Origin of the sequence: Streptomyces sp. NBC_01591, assembly GCF_035918155.1 — a bacterium.
Classification (GTDB): domain Bacteria; phylum Actinomycetota; class Actinomycetes; order Streptomycetales; family Streptomycetaceae; genus Streptomyces.
Genome location: NZ_CP109327.1, coordinates 5,256,281 through 5,272,031 on the forward strand (window position 1 = coordinate 5,256,281; position 15,751 = coordinate 5,272,031).

Annotated in this window: 10 protein-coding genes; 7 read left to right on the forward strand and 3 right to left on the reverse strand. The window is 71.5% G+C overall.

Going from position 1 to position 15,751, the window contains the following annotated elements:
* The first annotated feature begins 227 nt into the window (after positions 1-227).
* The 3 genes from OG978_RS24675 (at position 228) to OG978_RS24685 (ending at position 3,677) form a co-directional block, all read left to right on the forward strand.
* The gene (locus OG978_RS24675; RefSeq protein ID WP_326767274.1) at positions 228-803 is read left to right on the forward strand and encodes a sigma-70 family RNA polymerase sigma factor; all 576 of its coding nucleotides are present in this window, start codon (positions 228-230) and stop codon (positions 801-803) included.
* A gap of 139 nt (positions 804-942) precedes the next feature.
* Positions 943-2,448, forward strand: coding sequence for an IMP dehydrogenase (gene guaB, locus OG978_RS24680; protein WP_326767275.1), 1,506 nt, complete (start codon positions 943-945; stop codon positions 2,446-2,448).
* Positions 2,449-2,552: 104 nt separating this feature from the next.
* The gene (locus tag OG978_RS24685; protein WP_326767276.1) at positions 2,553-3,677 is read left to right on the forward strand and encodes a GuaB3 family IMP dehydrogenase-related protein; all 1,125 of its coding nucleotides are present in this window, start codon (positions 2,553-2,555) and stop codon (positions 3,675-3,677) included.
* A gap of 80 nt (positions 3,678-3,757) precedes the next feature.
* On the opposite strand, the gene OG978_RS24690 is transcribed toward OG978_RS24685, so the two are convergent.
* Positions 3,758-4,324 carry a hypothetical protein gene (locus OG978_RS24690; RefSeq protein WP_326767277.1) on the reverse strand — a complete coding sequence of 189 codons (567 nt, stop codon included), beginning with the start codon at positions 4,322-4,324 and terminating at the stop codon, positions 3,758-3,760.
* Positions 4,325-4,429: 105 nt separating this feature from the next.
* Positions 4,430-5,692 carry a nucleotide sugar dehydrogenase gene (locus tag OG978_RS24695; protein ID WP_326767278.1) on the reverse strand — a complete coding sequence of 421 codons (1,263 nt, stop codon included), beginning with the start codon at positions 5,690-5,692 and terminating at the stop codon, positions 4,430-4,432.
* 259 nt (positions 5,693-5,951) lie between these two features.
* Here OG978_RS24695 and OG978_RS24700 point away from each other — a divergent pair, with 259 nt between their 5' ends.
* Positions 5,952-7,658, forward strand: coding sequence for a glycerol-3-phosphate dehydrogenase/oxidase (locus tag OG978_RS24700; protein WP_326767279.1), 1,707 nt, complete (start codon positions 5,952-5,954; stop codon positions 7,656-7,658).
* Here the strand turns inward: OG978_RS24700 and OG978_RS24705 are convergent.
* Positions 7,655-8,743: a serine hydrolase domain-containing protein gene (locus tag OG978_RS24705; RefSeq protein ID WP_326767280.1), complete on the reverse strand. Its 1,089-nt coding sequence runs from the start codon at positions 8,741-8,743 to the stop codon at positions 7,655-7,657. The two genes, OG978_RS24700 and OG978_RS24705, sit on opposite strands and share 4 nt — an antisense overlap.
* Before the next feature lie 120 nt (positions 8,744-8,863).
* Here OG978_RS24705 and OG978_RS24710 point away from each other — a divergent pair, with 120 nt between their 5' ends.
* From OG978_RS24710 to OG978_RS24720, 3 genes are all read left to right on the forward strand, one after another.
* Positions 8,864-10,864 carry a serine/threonine-protein kinase gene (locus OG978_RS24710; protein WP_326767281.1) on the forward strand — a complete coding sequence of 667 codons (2,001 nt, stop codon included), beginning with the start codon at positions 8,864-8,866 and terminating at the stop codon, positions 10,862-10,864.
* 203 nt (positions 10,865-11,067) lie between these two features.
* Positions 11,068-13,902, forward strand: a complete 2,835-nt coding sequence (locus OG978_RS24715; RefSeq protein WP_326767282.1) for a protein kinase — start codon at positions 11,068-11,070, stop codon at positions 13,900-13,902.
* A gap of 130 nt (positions 13,903-14,032) precedes the next feature.
* On the forward strand, positions 14,033-15,694 hold the full coding sequence (locus tag OG978_RS24720; RefSeq protein WP_326767283.1) for a serine/threonine-protein kinase: 1,662 nt from the start codon (positions 14,033-14,035) through the stop codon (positions 15,692-15,694).
* Positions 15,695-15,751 lie beyond the last annotated feature (57 nt).

A 15,751-nucleotide genomic window follows, 5' to 3' on the forward strand; every position in this document is an offset into this window, starting at 1 on the left:
TGCGCGGGACGGGTTCCGCTCCACCGGCGGAGCCCGTAGCGCCGACGGTATGTGACGCTTCCCGGCCGATGACGCATCCTTGAGAGGTGGAGTTCCTCGGGAACGATTCGGTCGAGCGGAAGGGGAGGGCGCAGGACATGACTTCCGGCGCACCCGCTCATAACGCTTCGGTGCACAACTACGGACGCGGCGGCACGGATGGCGCGGCTCCGAGGCACCATGGTCCGATGCGCGACGACGAGACGACGGCGATCGGTGCCCTGGTGCACCGTGCCGTCGAGGGCGACGCGCAGGCCACCCATGATCTGCTGGCCCATGTCCACCCTCTCGCGCTGCGTTACTGCAGGTCGCGGCTGAGCCGGCTGCCCGGTGATGCCCGCCACTTCGTGGAGGACCTGGCGCAGGAGGTCTGTGTCGCGGTGCTGATGGCGCTGCCGCGCTACAAGGACACCGGCAGACCCTTCGAAGCCTTCGTGTTCGCCATCGCGGGCCACAAGGTCGCCGATCTCCAGCGGGCCGCCATGCGGCACCCGGGATCGACGGCCGTGCCGTCCGACGAGATGCCCGAGCGGCCGGACGATTCGCTCGGGCCCGAGGAGCGTGCCCTGCTCAGCAGCGATGCCGCCTGGGCGAAGAAGCTCCTCGCCAACCTCCCGGAGAACCAGCGCGAGCTGCTCGTCCTGCGGGTCGCCGTCGGGCTGACCGCCGAGGAGACCGGACAGATGCTGGGCATGTCGCCGGGCGCGGTCCGGGTCGCCCAGCACCGGGCGCTGAGCAGGCTGCGGGCGCTCGCGGAGCAGTGATCGGGCCCGGTCGGGTCCGTACGGAGGCTTCCGTATGAAGCTACAGAACCTCTAGGTGATCTTGCTCGTGGAATGAGACACCCCCGGAGGCCGTTAGCATGGACATCCGCACCGATCAAGGCCATTTGGGGAAGGTGTCATGACTGCAAACGTCGACGGAGTGCCCGAGAAATTCGCGACGCTCGGGCTGACATACGACGACGTGCTGCTGCTGCCCGGCGCATCAGAGGTGCTGCCCAACGCAGTCGACACCTCGTCCCGCATCTCCCGCAACGTGCGCGTGAACATTCCGCTGCTCTCCGCGGCGATGGACAAGGTCACCGAATCCCGCATGGCCATCGCCATGGCACGGCAGGGCGGCGTCGGTGTGCTGCACCGCAACCTGTCGATCGAGGACCAGGTCAACCAGGTCGACCTCGTGAAGCGCTCCGAGTCCGGCATGGTGACCGACCCGATCACCGTGCACCCGGACGCGACGCTGGCCGAGGCCGACGCGCTGTGTGCCAAGTTCCGCATCAGCGGCGTCCCGGTGACCGACCCGGCGGGCAAGCTGCTCGGCATCGTCACCAACCGCGACATGGCGTTCGAGTCCGACCGCAGCCGCCAGGTGCGCGAGGTCATGACGCCGATGCCGCTCGTGACCGGCAAGGTCGGCATCTCCGGCGTCGACGCCATGGAGCTGCTGCGCCGCCACAAGATCGAGAAGCTTCCGCTGGTCGACGATGCGGGCGTCCTCAAGGGCCTCATCACGGTCAAGGACTTCGTGAAGGCCGAGCAGTACCCGAACGCGGCGAAGGACGCCGAGGGCCGGCTCCTCGTCGGCGCGGCGGTCGGCGCGAGCCCCGAGGCCCTGGAGCGCGCTCAGGCTCTGGCCGGGGCGGGCGTGGACTTCCTCATCGTCGACACCTCGCACGGACACAACAGCAACGCGCTGAACTGGATGGCGAAGATCAAGTCCAGCGTCGGCGTCGACGTCATCGGCGGCAACGTCGCGACGCGTGACGGCGCGCAGGCCCTGATCGACGCCGGTGTCGACGGCGTGAAGGTCGGCGTGGGCCCCGGCTCCATCTGCACCACGCGCGTGGTCGCCGGTATCGGCGTCCCGCAGGTCACCGCGATCTACGAGGCCGCTCTCGCCGCCCGCGCGGCCGGTGTCCCGGTCATCGGCGACGGCGGTCTGCAGTACTCCGGCGACATCGGCAAGGCGCTCGCCGCCGGTGCCGACACGGTCATGCTGGGCAGCCTCCTCGCGGGCTGCGAGGAGTCTCCCGGCGAGCTCCTCTTCATCAACGGCAAGCAGTTCAAGTCGTACCGCGGCATGGGTTCCCTCGGGGCGATGCAGTCCCGCGGGCAGGGTCGCTCGTACTCCAAGGACCGCTACTTCCAGGCCGACGTGGCCTCGGACGACAAGCTCGTCCCCGAGGGCATCGAGGGCCAGGTGCCCTACCGAGGCCCGCTGGCCAACGTGCTGCACCAGCTCGTCGGCGGCCTCCGCCAGACAATGGGCTACGTGGGCGCCGCCTCCATCGACGAGATGGAGACCAAGGGCCGCTTCGTCCGCATCACGTCCGCGGGGCTCAAGGAGAGCCACCCGCACGACATCCAGATGACGGTCGAGGCGCCGAACTACAGCCGCAGCAAGTAGCCGCCGACAGTGCCAGGGGCGGCCCCGGGACTCCCGGGGCCGCCCCTGGCACGTATGTCGGGGATACTGGAAGGCGCTGAAACGCAGAGGGAAAGGCCACACACGTGACTGAGATCGAGATCGGGCGCGGCAAGCGCGGCCGCCGGGCGTACGCATTCGACGACATCGCCGTCGTTCCGAGCCGCCGTACCCGTGACCCGAAGGAGGTCTCGATCGCCTGGCAGATCGACGCCTACCGTTTCGAGCTGCCGTTCCTGGCCGCTCCCATGGACTCCGTGGTCTCCCCGCAGACCGCGATCCACATCGGTGAGCTGGGCGGCCTAGGCGTCCTCAACCTCGAGGGCCTGTGGACCCGGCACGCCGACCCGCAGCCGCTGCTCGACGAGATCGCCGAGATGCCCGTGGAGTCGGCGACCCGCCGCCTCCAGGAGATCTACTCCGCCCCGATCCAGGAGGAGCTGATCGGGCAGCGCATCAAGGAGGTGCGCGACTCCGGTGTCGTCACCGCCGCCGCGCTCTCCCCGCAGCGCACCGCGCAGTTCTCCAAGGCCGTCGTCGACGCGGGCGTGGACATCTTCGTCATCCGCGGTACGACGGTCTCCGCCGAGCACGTCTCGGGTGCTGCCGAGCCGCTCAACCTCAAGCAGTTCATCTACGAGCTGGACGTCCCGGTGATCGTCGGCGGCTGCGCCACGTACACCGCCGCCCTGCACCTGATGCGTACCGGTGCGGCCGGTGTCCTCGTCGGCTTCGGCGGCGGCGCCGCGCACACCACGCGCAACGTCTTCGGCATCCAGGTCCCGATGGCGACCGCGGTCGCCGATGTGGCCGGCGCCCGCCGCGACTACATGGACGAGTCCGGCGGCCGGTACGTGCACGTGATCGCGGACGGCGGCGTCGGCTGGTCCGGCGACCTGCCCAAGGCCATCGCCTGTGGTGCGGACGCCGTGATGATGGGCTCCCCGCTGGCCCGTGCGACGGACGCGCCGGGCCGCGGCCGGCACTGGGGCATGGAGGCCGTCCACGAGGACGTGCCGCGCGGCAAGCTGGTGGACCTGGGCTCGGTCGGCACCACCGAGGAGGTCCTGACCGGTCCTTCGCACACCCCCGACGGCTCGATGAACATCTTCGGCGCGCTGCGCCGGGCGATGGCGACGACGGGGTACAGCGACCTCAAGGAGTTCCAGCGCGTCGAGGTCACGGTGGCGGACTCGCAGCACCGTCGCTGAGTGTTCCGAGCATGACAGGAGGGCCCGGTGACCGCAGTGGCGGTCCGGGCCCTCCCGTATGTGCGGGGTGCGGTCCGCGACTAGTCGGCGGCCTTCTTGGCGCCGGAGAACGCGGCGATCGCCGCGATGGCGAAGAAGAGGTACGAGATGAAGTCCGAGTCGGCCTTCCATGCCTCGTTCAGCAGGCTGAAGTGCTCGAAGAAGAGCTCGGAGACGGTGACCGGGAGCTCCTTGGCCGCGATCATCGCCTCACCGAGCAGCTGGCCGAAGTAGACGGCGACCAGCGAGAGCACGGCGCTGACGACCGGCAGCACGGGGTTGCGGCCGCCGACCTTGCCCGCCACGAAGCCGACGATGAAGCCGACACCCACGGCCGCGTAGCCGATCTCGTGCTTGGTGGCGCCGATGATGGCCCCGTAGATACCTGCGGCGACGACGGCCGCGACGACGGCGGCGACCAGGCCGAGGCCGATGTTGTTGCGTGCGGGCGCCGGCGGGGCGAACGGCGCGCCGGGCTGCTGGCCCCCGAACGGGTTGCCGTTCGGGTCACCGGGCTGCTGGTTCGCGAACGGGTTGCCGCCGGGCTGGGCGTTGTACGGCTGCTGCGGCTGCTGCGGCTGGTTCGGCGGCGGCACGGGCTGACTCATGGTGTGGGATCCCCCTGGGACGGAAGCGCACGACTGTGCGAGAAGTGAGCCGCAGGCTAGCAGCAGCCTGTGACATTTCCCCACCCAAATCCCGGGAAAAGGCTCTCACAGCCGGTGTGCGGCCCCCGCCGGGGTCGCGCCACGGGTGTCCAGGAGTAGCTGGGCCTTCACCGCGAGGCCCTGGAGGTCGTACGTCCGGTGGTGCTGGAGCAGCACCGTGAGGTCGGCGCTCGACGCCGCCTCGTACAGCGAGTCGGCGCGCGGGACCGGGAGCTCGCGCACCCGCCAGTCCAGGACGTGGGGGTCGTGGTAGCCGATCTGGGCACCCATGTCCATCAGCCGGCTCGCGATCTCCCGGGCGGGGGACGCCTCCTGGTCGGCGAGGTCGGGCTTGTACGTGACCCCGAGCAGCAGCACCCGGGCGCCGCGGACGGACTTGCCGTGTTCGTTCAGCAGGGTGGCACAGCGCTGGATCACGTACTGCGGCATCCGGTCGTTGATCTCCTGGGCGAGCGAGACCATCCGCAGGGGGTGGCCGGGGGTGCGGCTGTTGTACGGGAGGTAGCCCGGGTCGACGGGTGCGCCGTGGCCGCCGACGCCGGGGCCCGGGCGGAACGGCTGGAAGCCGAAGGGCTTGGTCTCGGCGCACCGGATGACGTCCCACAGGTCGACGCCGAGGTCGTGGCAGAGCACCGCCATCTCGTTGACCAGGGCGATGTTGACGTGCCGGAAGTTGGTCTCCAGGACCTTCGTCATCTCGGCCTCGCGCGGCCCGCGGGCCCGGACGACCTTGTCGGTGAGCCGGCCGTAGAAGGCGGCGGCCGATTCGGTGCAGGCGGGGGTGAGGCCGCCGATGACCTTGGGGGTGTTGGCGTAGACGTGGGTCCTGTTGCCGGGGTCGAGGCGGCTGGGGGAGCAGGCCAGGTGGAAGTCGCGGCCGGCGCGCAGGCCCGAGCCCTCTTCGAGCAGCGGCAGCAGGTAGTTCTCGGTGGTGCCGGGCGGCACGGCCGATTCCAGCAGGACGGTGGTGTGCGGGCGCAGCCGGGCGGCGAGCGCGCGGGCCGCGTCGCCGACGGCGGTGAGGTCGAGGGTGCGGTCGGCGCCGAGCGGGGTGGGCGCGCAGATCACCGCGGTACGGACCCGGCCCAGTTCGGCCGGGTTGGTGGTGGGCCGGAAGCCTCCCGAGAGCATCCGGCGGATGTCCGAGGCGGTGAGCGACCCCTCGACGGGGGTGCGGCCCGCGGAGAGTTCCGTGTAGGCGCGTGGGTCGGTGTCGTAGCCGACGGTCTGCACGCCTGCGGCCACGGCGGCCTGGGCGAGGGGCAGGCCGAGGTGGCCGAGTCCGATGACTGCGAGGTCTGCGGGCATGTGGATGGGCCGTCCTTCCCGGTCGGTCTATGACCATGAGGGCAGAAAGCGCAACCGCTGTGGACAGCGCAATGTCACACTAGGCTTAAATATGACCTATATGTCGCATTACGGGCCTCCTGTCGTCCTGGTGTTGTCCACAGGCGGTGGCCGAAGTGGTGGACGGCGGACAGAATCGAGAGGTGGGCACGGACCGCCCCGGCCGCCGGGCCGGGTCGCTTCCCGTGCCGGACCACCCCGATCTACCCGGGAGGCAGCAGTGAGGACAGCGACACTGGGACCTGCGGAGCGCGCCGAGGCGCTGGCCGCGATGGCCGAGCGCGAACTGGACGTGCTGGTCGTGGGAGCGGGCGTGGTCGGCGCCGGTACGGCGCTGGACGCGGCGACGAGAGGACTCTCGACCGGACTGGTCGAGGCCCGCGACTGGGCGTCGGGCACATCGAGCAGGTCGAGCAAGCTGATCCACGGCGGGCTGCGGTATCTGGAGATGCTCGACTTCGCGCTCGTCCGGGAGGCGCTGAAGGAGCGCGGGCTGCTCCTGGAGCGGCTGGCCCCGCATCTGGTGAAGCCGGTGCCGTTCCTCTATCCGTTGCAGCACAAGGGCTGGGAGCGGCTCTACGCCGGATCCGGCGTGGCGCTTTACGACGCCATGTCGGTGTCGTCGGGACACGGCCGCGGCCTGCCCGTGCACCGCCATCTCTCCCGCCGCCATGCCCTGCGCGTCGCCCCGGCACTGAAGAAGGACGCCCTGGTCGGGGCGTTGCAGTACTACGACGCGCAGATGGACGACGCCCGCTACGTGGCGACCCTGGTGCGCACCGCCGCCGGATACGGCGCGCACGTGGCCAACCGTGCGCGGGTGATCGGCTTCCTCCGGGAGGGCGAGCGGGTCGTCGGCGCCCGGGTGGAGGACGTCGAGGCGGGCGGGGAGTACGAGGTCAGGGCCAAGCAGGTGGTCAACGCGACCGGGGTCTGGACGGACGACACCCAGGCGCTGATCGGGGAGCGCGGACAGTTCCACGTCCGGGCGTCCAAGGGCATTCACCTGGTCGTTCCCAAGGACCGCATCCACTCATCGACGGGACTGATCCTACGGACGGAGAAGTCCGTCCTCTTCGTCATCCCGTGGGGACGGCACTGGATCATCGGTACGACGGACACCGACTGGGACCTGGACAAGGCACACCCCGCGGCCTCCAGCGCCGACATCGACTACCTGCTCGAACACGTCAACTCGGTCCTGGCCACGCCCCTGAGCCGGGACGACGTCCAGGGCGTCTACGCCGGGCTGCGGCCGCTGCTGGCCGGCGAGTCCGACGCGACCAGCAAGCTCTCGCGCGAGCACACAGTGGCGCATCCGCTGCCGGGCCTCGTGGTCGTGGCGGGCGGCAAGTACACGACGTACCGGGTGATGGCCAAGGACGCCGTGGACGAAGCGGTGCACGGCCTCGACCAGCGGGTGGCGGCCTGCGTCACCGAGGAGATCCCGCTGCTGGGCGCGGAGGGATACCCGGCGATGTGGAACGCCAGGGCGAGGATCGCGGCCAGGTCCGGGCTGCATGTCGCCCGGGTGGAGCACCTGCTCAACCGGTACGGCTCGACGACCGAGCAGATCCTTGAGCTGATCCTCGGCGATCCGGTGCTGGGGGAGCCGCTGCCCTCGGCGGACGACTACCTGAAGGCCGAGATCGTCTACGCCGCCTCGCACGAGGGGGCCCGCCATCTCGACGACGTACTGACCCGCCGGACCCGGATCTCCATCGAGACCTTCGACCGGGGCACGCGCAGTGCCCGGCTCTGCGCGGAACTCATGGCGCCGGTGCTGGGCTGGGACGAGGGGCAGATCGACCGGGAGGTCGAGCACTACGAGAAGCGGGTGCAGGCGGAGCGGGAGTCGCAGCGGCAGCCGGACGACCTCACGGCGGACGCGGCGCGGCTCGGGGCTCCGGACATCGTGCCGATCTAGGAGCTCCGGGACTTCGGCGCCCCGGGGCAGAACTCCGCGTCGAGCAGTGCGGGTTCGAGGGTCGCCGAGTCGGCCAGGGTGTCCGTGTCGATGCGGTACGTCAGGGTATGCCGGCCGTCGCGCGTAGTGGCGGTACGGACGTAACTGCCCGCGATGTGGCCGTTGTGCCCCCAGACGGTGGTGCCGCAGGAGAGCTTCTGCGGATAGATGCCCAGGCCGTAGACGCCGTGCGTGGCCCGGGTGTTCAGCAGGATCGCCAGCTGGGCGGGCGCGAGGAGACGGCCGCCCAGCAGGGCCGCGTAGAAGCGGTTCAGATCGTCGAGCGTGGAGATCAGCTCGCCGGCCGCGCCCGCCGTGCGCGGGTCCAGCGCGGTGACATCGCGCAGGCTGCCGTCGGCCGGATCGCGGGTGTAGGCACGGCCGTGCGGGGAGGGCAGATCGGTACGGGCGCCAGGGAGGGAGGTGCCCGTGAGGCGGAGGGGGATGATGACGCGATTGCGGATCTCGGTGGCGTAGCCGTGTCCGGTGACCCGTTGAACGACGAGTCCGAGTACGGCGTAATTGGTGTTGGAGTAGGCGTAGCGGCCGGGGGCGCCCGTCGGGCGGTGGGCCAGGGCGACACGGACCGCAGCGGTGGCGGAGAGGGGGTGGGCGGATGGATCGGCGGTGTAGTCGTAGAGGCCGCTGGTGTGGCTGAGCAGGGCGCGCAGGGTGATGCGGTGGCCGTCGTTGCCGTTGCCGCGCACCAGCCCCGGCAGCAGCCGCTCGACCGGGTCCGACAGGTGCAGCCTCCGTTCCCGGGCGAGTTGGAGCACGACCGTGGCGACGAAGGTCTTGGTGACGCTGCCCGCCCGGAACCGGTCCGCCCGTCGGATACCGGGACCTGTCGAGCGGTAGGTGTCGTACGGTGCGGACGAGGCACGACGGGCCAGCAGCGCCGCCGTTGGAGCACCGCCCTCGGCGACGAGCCGGGGAAGGTAGGTGGCTGCGGGGGTGAGGTGTGGTTCGCTGGGCAGGGTTGCTGTTCCCAGGCCGAACAGCGCCAGCACCAACAGGGCGACGAGCATTGCCCTGAGTATCGGCATGGCAGGGATTCCCTTCCTCCGGGCACATCATGACGGGCCTGTGGACCCGGCACCATGACCGGTGCCGGGGTGAGGGACAATGAACGCTCTGCCAGGGTGGGTTGATCGCAGAGGGGACGCATGTCGGAGGCGGAGCAGGCACGGGAGCCCCAACGGGACAAGGACGGACGTCTCCTTGCGGGGCGCTACCGGCTCGGGGAGGTGCTCGGCCGGGGCGGTATGGGCACGGTCTGGCGTGCCGTCGACGAGACGCTGGGCCGCACGGTCGCGGTCAAGGAACTGCGGTTCCCTTCGGCCATCGACGACGACGAGAAGCGCCGGCTCATCACGCGCACGCTGCGCGAGGCGAAGGCGATCGCCAGGATCCGCAACAACGGCGCGGTGACGGTCTACGACGTGGTCGACGAGGACGACCGGCCGTGGATCGTGATGGAGCTCATCGAGGGCAAGTCCCTCGCCGAAGCCGTGCGCGAGGACGGCGTGCTGACGCCGAAGCGCGCCGCCGAAGTCGGCCTCGCCATCCTCGACGTGCTGCGCTCGGCGCACCGCGAGGGCATCCTGCACCGCGATGTGAAGCCGTCCAACGTGCTGATCGCCGAGGACGGCCGGGTCGTGCTGACCGACTTCGGCATCGCTCAGGTCGAGGGCGACCCGTCGGTCACCTCGACGGGCATGCTCGTCGGCGCCCCCTCGTACATCTCTCCCGAGCGTGCCCGCGGCCACAAGCCGGGGCCGCCTGCCGACCTCTGGTCGCTCGGCGGACTGCTGTACGCCAGCGTCGAGGGCTCCCCGCCGTACGACAAGGGGTCGGCCATCGCCACCCTGACCGCGGTGATGACCGAACCGCTCGGCCCGCCGAAGAACGCCGGTCCGCTGGAGGAGGTCATCTATGGCCTGCTCGCCAAGGACCCCGAGCAGCGGCTCGACGAAGCGGGTGCCCGCGCGCTGCTCAACGACGTGATCCACGCTCCCGAGAAGCCGGACCCGGTGGTGCCCCCGCCCGCCGACGCCACCCAGGTCATGGCGCTGCCCAAGGCTCCGGCCGAACCCCGTGCCAAAGCGACGCCGAAGCCCGCGGAACAGGGCGAGGGCACGCGCGACCGGCTGCGGGGCGCACTGCGCTCCGTACGGAACGCGAAGGCGGCACCGGCCGTCGGGGCGGGCGCCGCCGCGGCCTCGACCACAGCGCCGCCCCCGCCCTCGGCGCCCCCGTCGGGTTCCCCCTCGGCCGGTGACGCGGGCGCCAAGCCCGCCAAGCCCGCGACTGCTGCGGCCACCGCGGCCGTACCGCCGCCCCGCCCGGCCACATCACCGACCGCCCCGCCCCGGGCATCCATCACGGACGTGGTGCCGCGCCGCACCCTGGCGATCATCGCGGCGGTGATCGTGCTCGCCGTGATCGGCACGGTCCTCGCGCTCACGGTCGGCGGCGGCGACAAGAACAACGCGGGCAACGAAGGCGGTAAGGGCGACAAGTCCACCTCCGCCGGGCCCTCGACGGCGACCGGCGGCTCCGCGGAGACCGACAGCGGCAGTAGCAGCGGCAAGGACCAGGGCAAGGACCAGGACCAGAACGGCAACCAGGGTCAGGGTCAGGACGAGGGCAAGGGCAAGACCGACAAGGAGTCGGGCGGCTCGAAGGGCGACAAGCCGGAGGACGCCCTGCCCGCCGGATTCAAGCTGGTCACGAACAAGCGATTCCACTTCTCGATGGCCATGCCCGAGAAGTTCCGCTTCGACCGGACGTCAGGCATCGACTCCGGCGCCATCTACAACGTCGACGGCGGCTTCCCCCGTATCCAGGTCGACTACACCGATTCGCCCGGTGGTGACGCCGCCGCGGCCTGGAACGCGGCGAAGGCCGCCGTCGCGGCCAGCAGCAACGGCTACCACCATCTCGGCATAAACAAGGTCCAGTACAACGGCTATCCGTCCGTCGCCGACTGGCAGTTCGAGCGCACCCAGCACGGCCAGCGGGTCCATGTACTCAACCGGGGCTTCAAGGTCGACGGCAAGCACGGCTACGCGATCATGATCAGCTGCAAGGCCGGTGAGTGGGACAGCAAGGAGTGCCGGACGCTGCGCAAGACCGCGTTCGACACGTTCAAGCCCATCGACTGAACGTTCAGGCCCACCGGCTGATCCGTGGGCGTAAGGGGCCGGGATGCGACGACCCGGCCGCGTGGTCGGCGCTTGCCACGTATCGTGAGAGCCTGAAGACGTACGCAGCTGGAACGGTGGGTCAATTGCACGGTAAGTGACCGCAATTGATGGATTGATGCGGTCTTCGTGGCCGGGGGGACAGCGCGCTCTGGGGAGGCGTCGTGGACGACTACGCGGGTCGGGTGCTTGCCGACCGCTACCGCCTTCCGCTGTCTCCGACCGATGAGTATGAAGCGGTCGAAACCCGGGCGTTCGATACCTACAGCGGACAGGAAGTCCGGGTCCGGCAGGTGCCGTTGCCCGAGGTCGTGGACGCCGAGGTGCTCTACGCCGACGATCCGGCCCCAATGGCCCGCCGGGACACCGGACGGGCCGTGCGCGCGCCCGCGGACCCGGCGGTCCGGCGCGCCGTGGAGGCGGCGCAGGCGGCGGCCCAGGTGCCCGACCACCCCAGGCTCGACCAGGTCTTCGACGTGTTCGCCGAGGCGGGATCGCTCTGGATCGTGAGCGAACTCGTCGCGGCCCGCCCGCTCGCCTCCCTGCTCGCGGAACGACCGCTCAGTCCCTTCCGGGCCGCCGAGATCGGCTCCGACGTGCTGACCGCGCTGCGGGTGCTGCACGCCCATGGCTGGACCCACCGGAACATCACCGTCCGCACGGTGCTGATCTGTGACGACGGCCGTGTCGTGCTGACCGGCCTGGCGGACGGGGCGGCGGAGGAGGCCCTCTGCGGGTATGTACCGACACCGCAGCTCGACGAGGACGAGGACGAGAACGAGGGCGGATACGGGTACGAGGGCGGTTACGGCGACGAGGGCGGCTTCGGTCGCCCGGCGGTCGGTTCGGGCCCTGCCGGGGCGTACGCGCCGCCTCCGCCCGCTATACCGCCCATGCCGTCCGTGCCCGCCCCTCCGGCCGAGGTACCGGCCTCACGCGGCCCGGCGGCGATAGAGGCGGGCCGGGCGACCAGCGACCCCCACCATGACGATCCGTACGACGACCCGCACGCCGACGACCCGTACGACGACGATCCGTACGCCGACGACCCGCACGCCGACGACCCGTACGACGACGGCGATCACCCCGACGGCCCCCACGGCGGCACGGGAGATACCGCGCAGCTGCGGGCCGAGCGCGCCGGAGCCATCGCCACACACCGCGCGGGCGCCCGCGCCGCACGCGTCAGCGAGGACCGGCGCCGCACCGGGGCGGGCGAGGGGGAGGGCACCGGCAGCCTGCCGGTCCAGCGTTCCGCACGGCCGGACGGCACGGACCCGTCCGACCCGGACCACAGCCACCCGCAGCAGGCCGCTCCCCGAGGCCACGCCACCGACGATCCGTACACCAAGGACCTGTACGCCCAAGACCCGTACGCCGAGGACCCGGACACCGCGGGCCCCGACGACGACGACGAGGACGGCCGGCCGCCCGCGCGGCGGCTGTATCTCACCGGCTCCTGGAGCGACGGCCCCGGATCCGGGCGCCCCGTCCCCGCCGGAGGTTCCGGCGAGGAGGCCCTGCGCGCCGACGCCCGGCGCCACGGCGACCTTCCGGCACTGCCCGCGCACCGGCCCGCCCGGCAGCAACAGCCGGGCGGCTGGGACGAGCCGGCCGCGAGCGACCGTACAGGCTCCGCCTACCACGGCCCCGCCACCCCGCTCGCCGCCGAGCGCGCCCGGCAGGCCCGGATCGCCGTGGTCGGCGCGGTCACCGAGCGCTGGGCGCCCGAGCAGGCCGGCCCCGTCCACGAGAACTGGCGGCTGGCACCGCCGATCGGACCCGCCACCGACCTCTGGGCACTGGGCGCGCTGCTCTACCGCGCCGTCCAGGGCCACGCCCCCTACCCCGAGGAGAACGCGGCCGAGCTCGTCCAGATGGTGTGCGGGGAGCCGCCCGCCTTCGCCGAGGAGTGCGGCCCGCTGCGCCCCGTCGTCGAGTCCCTGCTGCGCCAGGACCCCACCGAGCGGCCGGACTTCGAGGAGCTGAGCGGCTGGCTGCGCTCCCTGGTGCGGTCGGCGCCCGAGCCCGAGGCCGGCCTGGACGTCGTACCCCTGCCGTCCGCCGACAGCGCCCGGCTGCCCGTCGTACGCCGCAGGGGCGAGCTGGTCCGCAGACGACGCGGCAGGAGCGCGGCCCACGGCCGTCACCGCCACACCAAGGACAAGCCCGACCGGCAGGACAGGCCCAGGGCGGAGAAGGCCCCCCGGCCCTCCCAGGCCCCCCGGCCGCCGCGTGAGCCCAAGGGTCCCAAGGCGTTGCGCACCCCGCCCCGCCCCCGGGACGGCGAGCGGCGGGCGCCGCGGCGGCTCGGGCGGCTGCTCCTGGTGCTGATCCTGCTGGCCCTCGTCGCGGCCATCGCGTACGCCGTGATGTTCATGCCCAAGGCGGACAGCGAATCGGGCACCCGCTCCACGGGCCCGGCGTCGTCGACGTCCGGTTCACCGGAGCCCGGCAGCGGCGAGTCCGATGGCGGCGACTCCGGCGACCCGACGCGGTCCCCCGGTGGGCAGCAGCCGCAGACCAGCCGCTCCGCCGTGGCGCTCGCCCCCGGCTACACCCTGCGCAAGGACCAGGAGGGCTTCGAGGTCGGTGTGCTCAAGGGCTGGCAGCGCAGCCCCGCCAACGCGGACCGTCAGATCCGCTACGGCAGCGACGGCTTCAGTCTGCTGATCGTCCCGGGCCGCGACACCGTCAAGGACAACGGCGACGACCCGCTGGTCTACCAGGCCGACAAGGAACTGGAGTTGCAGCCGTTCCGCGACTCCACCTGGTCGGGGTCGAGCGGGCTGCGCCGGATCGACGTCGGGCGACAGGCCATGGCGGAGGGCCAGTTCACCTGGCAGGACGCATCGGGGCGCGAGGTGTACGCCCGCAACCTCGTGATGGTCGTGGACGGCCGCTACCACGTCATCCAGGTCATCGGCCCGGAGAACCGGCGCGACAAGGTATCGGACATCTACGAACAAGCCATCGCCTCCTACCGGGTGACGTCCTGAACTCTCTCCGTACAACACCCGGCCGGTGACGGAGCGACAAGCATCACAGTGCGGTTTCGTGGGTGGTGCGAGGTTCCGTGGCCGTGCCTCCCCTCCGTAATCTGGCACCTGAGGAACGGGGCGGGGATACGTGGATCGATCACAGGGAACGGACGCGGGACTGGTGCTGGCCGGCAGGTACCGGCTGGGTGAAGTCCTCGGGCGCGGCGGCATGGGCAAGGTCTGGCGCGCCCACGACGAGGTGCTGCACCGCACGGTCGCGGTCAAGGAGTTGACCGCAGGCCTGTACGTCGCCGAGGCCGACCGGATCGTGCTGCACGCCCGCACGCAGAAGGAGGCCCGCGCGGCAGCCCGGATCACGCACCCGGGCGTCGTCACCGTGCACGACGTGATCGAGTACGACAACCGGCCCTGGATCGTCATGCAGTACGTCGACGGCCCGTCCCTCGCCGACGCGGCCAAGGAGTCCGGCGAGGTCGAGCCGCGCGAGGCCGCCAGGATCGGCCTCCATGTGCTGAGCGCCCTGCGTGCCGCGCACGGGGCGGGGGTCCTGCACCGCGACGTGAAGCCCGGCAACGTGCTCCTCGCCAAGGACGGCCAGGTGCTGCTCACCGACTTCGGGATCGCCGCCATCGAGGGCGACTCGACCATCACCAGGACCGGTGAACTGGTCGGTTCCATCGACTATCTGGCGCCCGAACGGGTACGTGGCGGCGACCCGGGACCGGCCTCCGACCTGTGGTCGCTCGGCGCCACGCTCTACACCGCGGTCGAGGGACGCTCGCCGTTCCGCCGTACGTCCCCGATCTCCACCATGCAGGCCGTCGTCGCCGAGGAACCCCCGCCGCCCGGCCGGGCGGGCCCGCTGGCCCCCGTGATCACCGCGCTGCTCCGCAAGGAGCCGGACGAGCGTCCGTCGGCCGCGGAGACGGAACGGATGCTGCTGGACGCCATGGAGGGCCGCAAGCCCGTGGCCGCGCAGGCGTTCGTGCCGACGCAGAGCGTCCCCGACGAGGTCCTGCGCTCGCTGGGCCAGGACGGCCCGTCCGGGTCGTCCGGCCCCGGCACCACCCAACTGCCCTACCCGGCCACCGCCGCACCGGCCCCGACGACCCGGCGCAGCCGCGGCCGCTGGCGCACCGTGGTCCTGGTCATCGCGGCCGCGGCGCTGGTCGGCGGTGGCGCGGGAATCGCCGCGATGAAGTTCGGGGACCGGACGCACGACACCACCGGGTCCGACAGAACGGGCGCGCACGCGCCCGCCGACCCCGGCAAGCCCGGCGCCAGGACCTCGCCGTCGGTGAAGCCCGACGCGACGGTGAAGGACGTGCCCCAGGGCTGGAAGCGGGTGGACGACCCCGAGGGCTTCAGCCTGACCGTGCCCGAGGGCTGGGAGCGCCGGGCGGACGGCAACCAGATCGACTACACCCCGGACAACGGCGTGCACTACATCCGGATCAGCGTCGACCCGGCGCCCGACTTCGAGAACCCGTACATGCACATGGTGACAAGCCTGGAGCCCCAGCTTGCCAAACGGCTGCCCGGCTACGAGCGCAAGACCCTGCACTCAAACACGTACCGGGACCGGCCGGGCGCGCTCTGGGAGTTCACCTGGACCGAGACCAAGGACCATCCGGGCCCGCGCCACGCGATCGACCAGATGTACTTCGGCGAGGAGGGCGGTCCGGAGTACGCGCTGTACATGACGGGCCCCGCGGACGACTGGGACACGACCCGGGCGCAGTTCGACACGATGCTGCGCGGATGGCGTGCACCGGACAGCTCCGGCTGAGGCCCATCGGCCTCACCGGCCGCTGCCGGACCCCGCCGCGATGGAAGGGCTCCTGAT

Excerpts from the sequence above, each read along its gene's own strand:
- OG978_RS24675 (WP_326767274.1), top strand. The coding sequence starts at position 228 with ATGCGCGACGACGAGACGACGGCGATCGGTGCCCTGGTGCACCGTGCC.
- OG978_RS24690 (WP_326767277.1), bottom strand. The coding sequence starts at position 4,324 with ATGAGTCAGCCCGTGCCGCCGCCGAACCAGCCGCAGCAGCCGCAGCAG.
- OG978_RS24705 (WP_326767280.1), bottom strand. The coding sequence starts at position 8,743 with ATGCCGATACTCAGGGCAATGCTCGTCGCCCTGTTGGTGCTGGCGCTG.
- guaB (WP_326767275.1), top strand. The coding sequence starts at position 943 with ATGACTGCAAACGTCGACGGAGTGCCCGAGAAATTCGCGACGCTCGGG.
- OG978_RS24695 (WP_326767278.1), bottom strand. The coding sequence starts at position 5,692 with ATGCCCGCAGACCTCGCAGTCATCGGACTCGGCCACCTCGGCCTGCCC.
- OG978_RS24710 (WP_326767281.1), top strand. The coding sequence starts at position 8,864 with ATGTCGGAGGCGGAGCAGGCACGGGAGCCCCAACGGGACAAGGACGGA.